This window comes from Bacteroides togonis (genome assembly GCF_900130135.1).
GTDB lineage: Bacteria > Bacteroidota > Bacteroidia > Bacteroidales > Bacteroidaceae > Bacteroides > Bacteroides pullorum.
Map to the genome: position 1 here is coordinate 139,598 of NZ_LT670820.1, position 11,826 is coordinate 151,423.

Below are 11,826 nucleotides of genomic sequence, written 5' to 3' on the forward strand. Positions count from 1 at the left end.
ACGCAGTTTTAGATAAAATACTGCATTCCGATTTGTTAAAGAAACAAAAGTGTATTTTTCTTCCCGGACGATGCAGTATTTTTGCGTCCAACGCATTTTATAGACAAACACGTGTAAAAGGAGAATGGAAGAAAAAGAATTGGCCGAACAGTGTCGGCGGGGTGACAACCGTGCCCGCCGGGAATTGTACGAACGCTATGCAGGGCGCATGTTGGCTTTGTGTCTGCGTTATTCGGGCAATCGTGAAGTGGCCGAAGATCTGCTGCACGACGGCTTTTTGAAACTGTTCTCTTCCTTTGATAAGTTTACCTGGCGTGGCGAAGGTTCGTTGCGGGCCTGGATGGAGCGGGTGATGGTGAACACAGCGCTGCAATACCTGCGACAGAACGATGTACTCAACCAAAGTACGGCTTTGGACGATCTTCCTCTTGAGGCTTACGACGAACCAGAACCTGAAGCCTGTGAAACCATTCCCCAACAAGTGTTGATGCAATTTATCAGTGGACTGCCTGCTGGTTATCGTACAGTATTCAACCTGTATGTAATGGAGGGCAAATCACATAAGGAAATTGCTGCCCAACTGGGCATAAATGAACGTTCGTCTGCTTCTCAACTGGCCAGAGCTAAGGCTTCATTGGCAGAACAGGTGAGAGCGTGGATGAAAGCGAATAGATAATACATTATATTATAGTATTAAAGATATGAGCGACGAATTGTGGTTAAAGAAAATCAAGGAACGGTTGGACGACTGTTCGGAACCTCTACCTCCCGGTGGTTGGGAGAGGTTGCAACGAGAGTTGGACAAGGCTGCTCCTGCTGCGGTTCCCCATCGGAGTCGTCTGGTGATGATGCGCCGATGGTCGGTAGCAGCTGCCGCTTCGGCATTGGTAGCGGTTGCTGCGGTCAGCCTGTGGTTGCTTCAGAGTCCTGTAGGGCAGGAGGTACGTCGTGCCGAGGTGCCCGTTGTTACTCAGCCGGACGAGATACCAGGTTCCGTTCCCGAAAACGAACAGTTGGCTTTGGCATCTGAAGTTCCTTCGCGGACAAAGACTTCCAGAACAGTTGTTCCGGTGAATGTAGCAGTTGTGCCCGTGTCGGAAGTGGCAGAAAATATAGAGATCAAAGAAGGTGAAGATGTCATTGAGACAGTGCCTGTCGTAGATGTTCCCGAGGTAGAAGATGTAGCGGTTACCAAAGAAGAGAAAAAGGAGTCTGTACGCCGTTCTACTCCGAAGAAGACCAGTCTGGACGAACCGCGTGTCATCAGTCGGTCACAAAAGAGAGAGGATGGATGGTCGTTCGGCCTGTCTGTGGGAAACCGCAGTGGTTCTTCCGATGGTGGTGATAAGGATCTTATTTATGATTCGGGACCTGGCGGTCTGGTACAGGGCAGTAACATCAACCTGAGTGCAACCACCAATGGTGTGATAGCCATTCCCGGTGAGCAGGAGTTGACGTTCAAGGACGGTATGCCTTACGTGCTGAAACGGAGCGATGAACCGGTCGATGCCAAGCATCGTCAGCCTGTCAGTGTAGGTTTTTCAGTCAGGAAGAATCTGGGGCATGGCCTGTCTGTGGAGTCCGGCTTGATGTATACCTATTTGTATTCCGACCTGTATTTTGGCAAAGGCAACAACAGTGTGGAGCAGAAGCTGCACTATTTGGGTATCCCGTTGCGTGTCAACTGGAATTTTGTCGATACGCGCAAGTTCTCGGTATATCTCTCTGCCGGTGGTGCTATAGAGAAATGTGTATATGGGAAGCTTGGTGACGAAAAACAGACAGTGGATCCTGTACAACTTTCGGTTTTGGGTGCACTGGGTGCTCAATATAATCTATCCCGGCGATGGGGCCTGTATGTAGAACCGGGTATATCTTATTATTTTGACGACGGCTCTAAAGTACAGACCATCCGCAAGGAACGTCCTTGTAGCTTTACGCTACAGGCAGGTTTGAGACTCACTTATTGAGTAGAAATTTGAAGATAACTGGTTTGGTCAGTTGACTATCACGATGGGGAAATACTCCTTGAACAGTGCTTCGGCTCGTGCCAGCTGTTCGGGAGTATTTTCTTTTATCTCTTTCAGCTGGTAGTCCAGTCCCATGGCTTCGTATTTGTGTACTCCCAGTCGATGGTAAGGTAGTATTTCCACCCGTTGTATGTTTTTGTAGGTTCCGAGTATTTCGCCCAGGTGGCGGATATCTTCTTCCGCATCGCTATAGCCGGGAACAAGAACGTAGCGCAGCCAGAAAGGACGGTTGTGTTCTTCCAGCCAGGCGGCTGTACGCAGTGTTTGTTCGTTGCTTCGTCCTGTGAGCAGTCGGTGGCGTTCGGGGTTGATTTGCTTGACGTCGAGCAGCACGAGGTCGGTCAGTCCAAGCAGCGTCTCCACATGTTTGTTCCAGACACCTCCGTTGCTGTCTAGGCAGATGTGGATACCCTGCGCCTTCAACGCTTGGAACAGTGGTATCAGTGCTTCAGCCTGTACGGTAGGTTCTCCACCACTGAAGGTAATTCCTCCTTTTTTCCCGTAAAATGGTTTTTGGCTGACGGCCATCTCCAGTATTTCCTCAGGACGTGTTTCTTTGCTTTCCCCCTTCGGGTCGATGGTGTCGGGGTTGGCACAGTAGAGGCAACGGAACGGGCAGCCTTGCAGAAAGACGACGAGCCGGAGTCCCGGCCCGTCGAATGTTCCCATACTTTCGTAAGAATGAACTCTAATCATAGTTTGTTACATGCGTTCGTGGAATGAGCGGCTGATTACTTCCAGCTGGTGTTCACGGCTTAGCTTGATGAAGTTCACGGCGTAACCGGATACACGGATGGTGAGTTGCGGATACTTTTCGGGATGCTCCATGGCGTCCTCCAGCATCTCGCGGTTCAGTACGTTCACGTTCAGGTGGTGGGCACCCTTGGTGAAGTAGCCGTCCATCATTGTTACCAGGTTTTCCACACGTTCTTCGGCCGTTGGTCCCAGCGACTTGGGTACGATGGAGAACGTGTTGCTGATTCCATCCTGCGAGTCGCGGTAGCGCAATTTGGCTACAGAACTCAGGGAGGCGATAGCTCCGTTCTTGTCACGTCCGTGCATGGGGTTGGCACCCGGAGCGAAAGCTACACCTTTGGCGCGTCCGTCGGGAGTAGCACCTGTCTTCTTGCCATACATGACGTTGGATGTAATGGTCAGCAACGAAAGGGTGGGGCGTGCGTTCTTGTAAACAGGCAATTTCTTCAATTCTTCGCTGAAGTAGTAAACCAAGTCTACGCCGAGGTGGTCCACACGGTCGTCGTTGTTGCCGAAGCAGGGGAATTCGCCTTCGATGTCGAAACCTTCAGTCAGGCCGATTTCGTTGCGACGTGCCGTCACTTTGGCATACTTGATAGCCGACAGAGAATCGAGTGCGATAGACAGTCCGGCTACACCGTAGGCCAGGTTGATGCGCGGATCTGTATCTACGAAAGCCATTTGTGCTTTCTCGTAATAATACTTATCGTGCATGTAGTGAATGATGTTCATCGCTTCGTTGTAGACACGTGCTATTTCGGTAAGTACCTTTTTATAGTTGGTCATTACCTCTTCGAAGTTCAGTGTGTCGCTGGTCAGTACGGGGATGCCTTTCACCATGATGGTACCCGTGTTTTCGCAACGTCCGCCGTTGATAGCCAGCAGCAGGGCTTTGGCCAGGTTGGCACGTGCTCCAAAGAACTGTATCTGCTTGCCGATAGCCTGATAGGATACACAGCAGGCAATGCCGTAGTCGTCGCAACCGCGAACCTCGCGCATCAGGTCGTCATTCTCATATTGGATGGAGCTGGTATCTACCGAAACTTTGGCACAGAAATCCTTGAAGCCTTCGGGCAGGTCGGGGCTCCACAGTACGGTGAGGTTGGGTTCGGGCGATGGACCGAGATTATAAAGTGTCTGCAAGAAGCGGAACGAAGTCTTCGTTACCTTTGTACGTCCGTCGTTGAAACGTCCTCCGATGGCTTCGGTCACCCAAGTCGGGTCGCCTGCAAAGATATCATTGTAAGACTGCATGCGCAGGTGGCGAACCATACGCAGTTTGATGACAAACTGGTCGATAAGCTCCTGGGCGAAAGTCTCGTCGATATGTCCGTGAGCCAAGTCATATTCAATGAAGATATCCAGGAAAGACGATACGTTACCCAGCGACATGGCAGCTCCATCCTGTTCTTTTACGGCAGCCAGGTAAGCCATATACACCCACTGTACAGCCTCTTGTGCCGAAGTGGCAGGGCGACTCAGGTCAAGTCCGTAGTATTCGCCCATTACTTTGATTTCTTTCAGCGCCTTGATTTGTTCGGTTACCTCTTCGCGCAAGCGGATGCGTGCGTCAGTCATGGGGCCGGTCAGGTTGCGCTTATCCTCTTCCTTGGCTTCAATCAGGCGGTCGATGCCATAGAGGGCCAGTCGGCGATAATCACCGATGATACGTCCGCGTGCATAATTGTCAGGCAGTCCGGTGAGGAAGCCCAGCGAGCGGAAAGAACGTATTTCGTCAGTATAGGCGTCGAACACGCCGTCATTATGTGTCTTGCGATAGTGTGTGAAGATATCCTTCACTTTGTCATCTACTTCCAAGCCGTTTTCGCGGCAAGCTTTGGCCACGACGTTGATACCGCCGAAAGGTTTGATGGCGCGTTTCAGCAGTTCGTCAGTCTGTAAGCCGACAATCAGTTCATTTTCCTTGTCGATGTAGCCTGCTTGATGTGAAGTGATGGTGGATACTGTGGTATTGTCCAAGGAGCGGACACCGTTGTTGTTTCTCTCTTCCTCGAGTGCTTTCAGGCAAATTTCCCAGATGCGTTTGGTACGTTCGGTAGGTCCTTGCAGGAAAGATGCGTCTCCGGTGTAGGGGGTGATGTTTCTGCTGACAAAGTCAGTCACGTTGATTTCTTTGCTCCAGAGCCCGTCAATGAAAGTCTTGTTCAATTCCATAATATTCATTTTGTTTTGATGGGTTATTAAGAAATAATTCTTTTGAGCGTGCAAAAATACATTAAATATTTCATATATATGGCATCTTTATGCGTATTTCTATGCTGAATAACATAAAAATGGCAATATGTAGGTATTTTTTTTCTGAGACTATTGTATTTCAGAAAAATATTTGTACCTTTGCCCCGCCTTTGAAAAATGGAGGTACTCCCCGATGGAGTTTTGGAGAGGTGGCAGAGTGGTCGATTGCGGCGGTCTTGAAAACCGTTGTGCTGCGAGGCACCCGGGGTTCGAATCCCTGTCTCTCCGCTGGATGCTGATAATCAGTGATTTATAAAGGTTATACCCGGCTTTGCACCCTACGATGTAAAGTCGGGTGTTTTTTTTATTCTTTCGGTTGTGTTTTTCTTTATTCTGTCGGTGTAGAAATCTCGTTATTTATATGTAAATTTGCCGCTCTATAATTGAAAACACAGAATCCCTATGAAGAAAATTCTTGTAAACTTGGCGATGTTCGCCGCGTTGTGGCTGTCAAGTGCTGTCTGTATGGCTCAGCGATGCGAAAAGGTGGAAAACTCCGTGGTCTTGTCGGAAGATGAAGTGCCTGTCTTCATTACCATCGGGCAGTCGAATGCGGACGGGTCGGCTTTTGCCGATGCTGATGAAGACCGTCGTTTGAGTGCCTGGTATGACGAGCCGGCCTCCAATCCCGGCTTGATGAAGATATGGTATCGCAGTTGCTATATCGTGAACCAATCCGATGGCGCGCGGTGGGTTTTTGACGGCACTACTGAAGACGTGGCTCCCGGATGGCTTGACTTGTATTACAAGAATGACAACCTGAACGGGAAGAGTATGATGAATATGATTCACGGCTATGGTACTTGGAGCGAAGGCGCGGCGGGCCGCCGGGGGATGGAAGGGGAGTTCGGCATGCGCTTTCAGCAGGCTTTTCCCGACAAGGAGCTTTATGTGGTCAAGTTGGGATGTTCGGGTTCTAAAATCGAGACTTGGGCTTCCGCTTCCGACAGTCACAACTGGGACTACTTTTATGAAAATATCTATCGGCCTGCCATCAACGATTTGCTGGGCAAAGGCAAGAAGCCCCGTCTGGCGGGAATTTGGTGGATGCAGGGAGAGGGAAACGGCGCCGATTCCAAGGAGCACTATTTGCCTCTGCTGAAGACGCTGATAGAGAAGTGCCGCGAGCGGCTTGGTTTCCCGGATGCGCATATCTACATTGGGCACATCGTGAAGCCGGGAGAGAGTGTGACCAATCCCACGGCTTCGGTTCAGTTTGGGCAAGGTGTGCGTGACGCGCAGGACGCCATTGTCAATCCGGCCGATGAAAACTTTATTCCGAATGTCTCCATTATAGATGCCAAAGATAGTCCGTTCGACAAGGACAATCTGCACTGGGGGCACGTCGGCATCAATCAAATCGGCAGAAAAATTGCCGGCGAGGTGATTTCAGCCGGCAATCGGGGTGAATGGGCGGTTTTCCATCCGTCAGCATTCAAAAGTTTTGCTGCGTGCCAACATGCAGGCGCCGATGACTCCGGCGGTGCTCTTTAGTTTGGAGAGGGTGATGGTGGAGTCCTGGTTTACCAGGTTGAGCGAATATTTGCGGATGGCGCTCTTGATGGGCTGCAAGATGTAGTCGCCGGTCTGTGAGAGGGTGCCTCCGATGATGACCAGTTCCGGATTGAAGAGGTTTATCAGCCCTGCAATCTGCTTGCCTAACTTTTGGCCTATTTCCTCTAAGAGTTCGATGCACAGAAGGTCTTCCTTATTGATGGCGTCTATGATTTCGTCCAAAGTGAGAGGATTCTCCATGTCTTTGGCCCTGTTCGAGAGGATGGACTCCTCCCCGTTGGCGATGCGTTCCAGCAGGATGCGGTGCAGTGCCGAACCGGATGCCTCCGTCTCCAGGCATCCCTTCTTTCCGCAATGGCATATTATTTCGTTGTTGAATGCGGGCAGGTGTCCCAGTTCGCCGGAGAATCCTGATTTGCCGGTATATATTTCCCGGTTGATGATGATGCCCAGTCCCAATCCCCAGCTCAGGTTGATGAACAGGATATTCTTTTCGCCGTGGATGTTTCCTTTCAGAAATTCGCCGTAGGTCATGGCGCGCGTGTCGTTGTCGATGGTGACCGTATGCCCTATTTTGCCGGATATGATTTCGGCAAGGGGGCGTTCCTCAAAGTTGAACCAACTGTGGCTGTAGCCCGATTCGGGATTCACCCGTCCGGATATGTTGATGTTGACGTTCAGAATCTTCTCGCTGCTGATGTTGACTTTCTTGATGAACCGGGATATCAGCTTGCACAAGTCGTCCAGTCCCTCTTGGGTGTTTCTGCACTGATAGGGGATGTTCATTTTCTGGTCCACCATATCGCCTTTGAAGTTCATCAGTCCTATGTTGATGGCGAACCGCTTGATGTCCACGCCGATGAAGTAACCGGATTCGGCGTCCAGTCCGTACAGGTTGGGGCGGCGTCCGCTGTTGGTGCCTTGTTTGCCATATTCCTGAATGTACCCTTCCTCGCACATCTCGTTGATGAACTTGGTGACGGTGGGGACACTCAAATCCAACTCTTTGGCGAGGCTGGTAATGGTTGAGTGCCCGTTATAGATATAATAGGTAATGATTTTCTTTTTTAAAAGTGCGTTTTTTGTGCCAGCTTTTATTTCCTCTAATAAATTCGGTTTCATATAGGTTTTGATAGGCTTCATATAGATTCTGATAGATGGTTAGTAGTTAATTGCTTACAAAAGTAGCGAATGTCTTTGATAAATTTCTGATTTCTCCTGTGAATTTATGTTATAGTTGTCTGATGGCGGCTTTATCATATACTATTTCGTTTTTATTTATAAAATATTTTAGTAAACCTATTGTTTTTAATAAAAATGTCTATCTTTGTGGCAGAATACTAATCTTAAATAAAATATTAGCATGGAAAAGATTATTGGATTAATTAATGCACCGTTTACTCCGTTCTATGAAAACGGTGAAGTGAATTACGAGCCTATCGAGGCGTATGCGCAAATGTTGGTGAAGAATGGCCTGAAAGGCGTGTTTATTAATGGCTCTTCCGGTGAAGGCTATATGCTGACGGATGAAGAACGCATGAAACTGGCCGAGCGCTGGATGGAAGTGGCGCCCGAAGGGTTCAAGGTGATTGTACACGTGGGCGGTTGTTGCGTGAAATCCAGCCGCAAACTTGCCGAGCATGCGCAGAAGATTGGCGCGTGGGGCATCGGTGCCATGGCACCTCCTTTCCCGAAGGTAGGTCGTGTAGAAGAATTGGTGAAGTATTGTGAAGAAATCGCTTGCGGCGCTCCTGACCTTCCTTTCTATTATTACCACATCCCTGCATTCAACGGCGCTTTCCTCTCGATGGTAGCCTTCTTGGAAGCGGTAGATGGCCGCATTCCCAACTTCGCGGGCATCAAATATACTTTCGAAAGCATGTATGAGTACAACCAATGCCGTCTGTACAAGAACGGCAAGTATGATATGCTGCACGGACAGGATGAGACGATTCTTCCTTGTCTCGCCATGGGTGGCGCGCAAGGCGGTATCGGCGGAACGACCAATTACAATGGCGTAAACCTGGTGGGCATCATCGACGCTTGGAAGGCCGGTGACCTGGAAAAGGCGCGCGAGTTGCAGAATTTCTCCCAAGAGGTGATTAACGTGATTTGCCATTTCCGCGGCAACATCGTGGGCGGCAAGCGCATCATGAAACTGATAGGGCTGGATTTAGGCAAGAACCGCACTCCGTTCCAAAATATGACCGATGAAGAAGAAGTACGCATGAAGGCTGAGTTGGAAGCCATCCATTTTTTTGACCGTTGCAACAAATTCTGATAGCCATGGATTCAAACTATTTGCAAGCGTGGGCTGATTCCTATCGGAAAGACCTGGTAGAGAATATCATGCCTTTTTGGCTGAAGCATGGACTGGACAAAGTACATGGGGGAGTATATACCTGTGTGGATAGAGACGGCTCGTTGATGGATACTACGAAATCGGTTTGGTTTCAGGGACGTTTCGGCTTCATCTCGGCCTTTGCCTATAACAATGTGGAGAAGAATCCCGAATGGCTGGCTGCTTCCAAAAGCTGTATTGACTTCATCGAAAAGTATTGTTTCGACCAGGATGGCCGTATGTATTTCGAGGTGAAGGAGGACGGTACTCCGCTTCGCAAGCGCCGTTATGTCTTCTCTGAAAGTTTTGCCGCCATTGCCATGTCGGAATATGCGCTGGCGTCGGGCGACCGCGGCTATGCGGAGAAGGCGCTCGCTCTCTTCAAGCAGATACAGCGTTTCATCGCTACTCCGGGTGTTCTGGAGCCGAAGTACCTGCCTGCGTTGGAAGCGCAGGGACACTCCATCACGATGATTCTCATCAATACCGCTTCACGCATCCGTGCCGTTATTGAAGACCCTGCCTTGGAGCGGCAGATAGATGACTCTTTGGCGGCGTTGGAGAAATACTTCATTCATCCCGAATTCAAGGCGTTGCTCGAAATGGTAGGACCGAACGGCGAATTTATCGATACTTGCAACGGACGTGTCATCAACCCGGGGCACTGCATCGAAACCGCCTGGTTCATCCTCGAAGAGGCGAAATACCGTCAGTGGGACAAGAAACTGGTGGATTTGGCGCTTACCATCCTCGACTGGTCGTGGGAGTGGGGCTGGGACAAGGAGTTCGGTGGAATCATCAATTTCCGTGACTGCCGCAACCTGCCTTGCCAGGACTATTCGCAAGACATGAAGTTCTGGTGGCCGCAGACCGAAGCCATCATCGCCACATTGTATGCTTATCAGGCTACCGGAGATGAAAAGTATCTGGAAATGCACAAGAGGATTAGCGACTGGACGTATGCCCACTTCCCCGATAAGGAATGTGGTGAATGGTATGGCTATCTCCATCGTGACGGAACTGTGGCGCAACCTGCCAAAGGCAATATCTTCAAAGGGCCTTTCCACATTCCCCGGATGATGATAAAGAGCTATATGCTGTGCAATGAGTTGCTCTCAAAAAAATAAGACCTTCAATCAGAATTATAGTATCATGAAAAATTCAAAATTCTATCCTTGGATAGTAGTGGCGCTCTTGTGGGTGGTGGCTTTGCTCAACTATATGGACAGGCAGATGCTTTCCACCATGCAGGAGGCGATGAAAATGGACATCGTGGAACTGGGCAAAGCGGAAGCCTTTGGCGCGTTGATGGCTGTGTTCCTGTGGATTTACGGATTTATGAGCCCGCTTGCCGGAATGGTGGCGGACCGCGTGAGCCGTAAATGGCTGGTGGTCGGAAGTTTGTTCGTCTGGTCGGCGGTTACCTATCTGATGGGTTACGCCGATACCTTCCAGGAACTCTATTGGCTTCGTGCGTTTATGGGTGTCAGTGAGGCTCTTTATATACCTTCGGCTCTGTCGTTGATTGCCGATTGGCATCAGGACAAATCCCGCTCGTTGGCGATTGGCATTCACATGACAGGTCTCTATGTAGGGCAGGCTATCGGTGGCTTCGGCGCTACGGTGGCGGCGGCTTTCTCCTGGCATACGGCTTTCCATTGGTTCGGTATTGTCGGCATCGTTTATTCCATCGTGCTGTTACTGTTCTTGCATGAGAATCCTGAACGTGTTCAGACTGCCAAATTGAATCCTGCTGTAGGCGAAAAGAAACCTTCCATGCTCAGCGGTCTGTCTATTGTGCTTTCCAATTGGGCTTTTTGGGTCATTCTGTTCTATTTTGCCGCGCCCAGTCTTCCGGGATGGGCTACGAAGAACTGGTTGCCTACCCTGTTTGCCGAAAGCCTGAATATCCCGATGTCGGAAGCCGGACCTATTTCTACGATTACTATTGCCGTTTCTTCCTTTGTCGGAGTATTGGTGGGCGGCGTGATGTCCGACCGTTGGGTGCAGAAGAACATCCGCGGGCGTGTCTATACCGGTGCCATCGGCTTGGGTATGACCATTCCTTCCTTGCTGTTGTTGGGTATGGGACATAGTTTTGCTTGCGTGGTAGGCGCAGGATTGCTGTTCGGTGTCGGTTTTGGTATCTTTGATGCCAACAATATGCCTATCCTCTGCCAGTTCGTTTCGGCGAAACATCGCGGTACGGCATACGGCATCATGAACATGACCGGAGTGTTTGCAGGTGCTGCCGTTACCCACTTGCTGGGGCGCTGGACCGATGGCGGTAACTTGGGCATGGGATTTGCTATGCTGAGTGGCGTTGTGCTGGTAGCATTGGCGCTTCAGCTCTATTTCTTGCGTCCGAAAACGGATAATCTGGAATAAGAATAATAGAAAAAGCAGTTATGATTGTATCTAATTTGCAAAATAGTCAACGGGTGGAGTCCCTCCACCCGTTGTTTAAGCCCCTTTTCGATTATGTGAAGTCTCACGACTTGCTGCATACTGAATTGGGTCGTATCGAGATAAAGGGGGATGAGTTGTTTATCAACAATGTGAATCCCGAATGCGTGGCAGCCGAAAAGCAAGTGCTGGAGGTGCATCGTGCCTATATCGATGTGCATATCCTGTTGGAAGGCGCCGAACGGATTGGCTGGAAAGCCATCGAAGATTTGACGAGTGAGACGAAGCCGTATGAAGAAGAAGGCGATTGCGCCCTTTATTCGGATGCGCCCACCACGTTCGTAGATTTGCTTCCCGGTCAATTTATGATAGTCTATCCCGAAGACCCTCATGCGCCGGTCATCGGGCGGGGTAAGATACGCAAGCTGATTGCGAAAGTGAAGCTCTGATAGTCGCGCTATGTGTTATAAGCAGGTTGTCCTCTTTGGGAGTAGGGCAACCTGCTTTTTGGGTGTATATGGT

The 11,826-nt window shown here is 49.9% G+C and carries 10 protein-coding genes and 1 tRNA gene; 8 read left to right on the forward strand and 3 right to left on the reverse strand.

Translation table 11 applies throughout. The features are described from left to right. Window positions 1–124 precede the first annotated feature (124 nt). Together BQ8005_RS00705 and BQ8005_RS00710 are read left to right on the forward strand one after the other, a co-directional pair. Complete coding sequence (locus BQ8005_RS00705; protein ID WP_021847298.1) at window positions 125–676, forward strand: RNA polymerase sigma factor; 552 nt, start codon at window positions 125–127, stop codon at window positions 674–676. Between the two features lie 25 nt (window positions 677–701). Further along, window positions 702–1,970, forward strand: a complete 1,269-nt coding sequence (locus BQ8005_RS00710; RefSeq protein WP_075316739.1) for an outer membrane beta-barrel protein — start codon at window positions 702–704, stop codon at window positions 1,968–1,970. 27 nt (window positions 1,971–1,997) lie between these two features. Here the strand turns inward: BQ8005_RS00710 and pflA are convergent, their stop codons facing one another. After that, complete coding sequence (gene pflA, locus BQ8005_RS00715; protein WP_075316740.1) at window positions 1,998–2,726, reverse strand: pyruvate formate-lyase-activating protein; 729 nt, start codon at window positions 2,724–2,726, stop codon at window positions 1,998–2,000. Window positions 2,727–2,732: 6 nt separating this feature from the next. Continuing rightward, the gene (gene pflB, locus BQ8005_RS00720) at window positions 2,733–4,961 is read right to left on the reverse strand and encodes a formate C-acetyltransferase (RefSeq protein ID WP_075318814.1); all 2,229 of its coding nucleotides are present in this window, start codon (window positions 4,959–4,961) and stop codon (window positions 2,733–2,735) included. Between the two features lie 224 nt (window positions 4,962–5,185). On the opposite strand from pflB, the gene BQ8005_RS00725 reads away from it, so the two are divergent. Continuing rightward, window positions 5,186–5,270 (forward strand) — tRNA-Ser (locus tag BQ8005_RS00725). 174 nt (window positions 5,271–5,444) lie between these two features. Next, the gene (locus BQ8005_RS00730) at window positions 5,445–6,536 is read left to right on the forward strand and encodes a sialate O-acetylesterase (protein WP_075316741.1); all 1,092 of its coding nucleotides are present in this window, start codon (window positions 5,445–5,447) and stop codon (window positions 6,534–6,536) included. On the opposite strand, the gene BQ8005_RS00735 is transcribed toward BQ8005_RS00730, so the two are convergent. Further along, entirely contained in the window at window positions 6,471–7,679 is a 1,209-nt protein-coding gene (locus tag BQ8005_RS00735) for an ROK family transcriptional regulator (RefSeq protein WP_075318815.1), read from the reverse strand. The genes BQ8005_RS00730 and BQ8005_RS00735 overlap by 66 nt on opposite strands. 241 nt (window positions 7,680–7,920) lie before the next feature. Here BQ8005_RS00735 and BQ8005_RS00740 point away from each other — a divergent pair, with 241 nt between their 5' ends. From BQ8005_RS00740 to BQ8005_RS00755, 4 genes are read left to right on the forward strand one after another with little or no spacing between them, the layout of a single operon-like run. After that, a complete protein-coding gene (locus BQ8005_RS00740; protein ID WP_075316742.1) occupies window positions 7,921–8,838 on the forward strand; it encodes a dihydrodipicolinate synthase family protein in 918 nt (305 codons plus the stop codon). A 5-nt stretch (window positions 8,839–8,843) separates the two neighbouring features. Continuing rightward, window positions 8,844–10,025 carry an AGE family epimerase/isomerase gene (locus BQ8005_RS00745; RefSeq protein ID WP_075316743.1) on the forward strand — a complete coding sequence of 394 codons (1,182 nt, stop codon included), beginning with the start codon at window positions 8,844–8,846 and terminating at the stop codon, window positions 10,023–10,025. Window positions 10,026–10,050: 25 nt separating this feature from the next. Continuing rightward, the gene (locus tag BQ8005_RS00750; RefSeq protein WP_075318816.1) at window positions 10,051–11,286 is read left to right on the forward strand and encodes an MFS transporter; all 1,236 of its coding nucleotides are present in this window, start codon (window positions 10,051–10,053) and stop codon (window positions 11,284–11,286) included. A 20-nt stretch (window positions 11,287–11,306) separates the two neighbouring features. Beyond that, complete coding sequence (locus tag BQ8005_RS00755) at window positions 11,307–11,753, forward strand: NanQ anomerase/TabA/YiaL family protein (RefSeq protein ID WP_075316744.1); 447 nt, start codon at window positions 11,307–11,309, stop codon at window positions 11,751–11,753. Window positions 11,754–11,826 lie beyond the last annotated feature (73 nt).

Coding starts and splice junctions, on each gene's coding strand:
- pflB (WP_075318814.1), bottom strand. CDS start 4,961: ATGGAATTGAACAAGACTTTCATTGACGGGCTCTGGAGCAAAGAAATC.
- BQ8005_RS00730 (WP_075316741.1), top strand. CDS start 5,445: ATGAAGAAAATTCTTGTAAACTTGGCGATGTTCGCCGCGTTGTGGCTG.
- BQ8005_RS00745 (WP_075316743.1), top strand. CDS start 8,844: ATGGATTCAAACTATTTGCAAGCGTGGGCTGATTCCTATCGGAAAGAC.
- BQ8005_RS00740 (WP_075316742.1), top strand. CDS start 7,921: ATGGAAAAGATTATTGGATTAATTAATGCACCGTTTACTCCGTTCTAT.
- BQ8005_RS00755 (WP_075316744.1), top strand. CDS start 11,307: ATGATTGTATCTAATTTGCAAAATAGTCAACGGGTGGAGTCCCTCCAC.
- pflA (WP_075316740.1), bottom strand. CDS start 2,726: ATGATTAGAGTTCATTCTTACGAAAGTATGGGAACATTCGACGGGCCG.
- BQ8005_RS00705 (WP_021847298.1), top strand. CDS start 125: ATGGAAGAAAAAGAATTGGCCGAACAGTGTCGGCGGGGTGACAACCGT.
- BQ8005_RS00710 (WP_075316739.1), top strand. CDS start 702: ATGAGCGACGAATTGTGGTTAAAGAAAATCAAGGAACGGTTGGACGAC.
- BQ8005_RS00735 (WP_075318815.1), bottom strand. CDS start 7,679: ATGAAACCGAATTTATTAGAGGAAATAAAAGCTGGCACAAAAAACGCA.
- BQ8005_RS00750 (WP_075318816.1), top strand. CDS start 10,051: ATGAAAAATTCAAAATTCTATCCTTGGATAGTAGTGGCGCTCTTGTGG.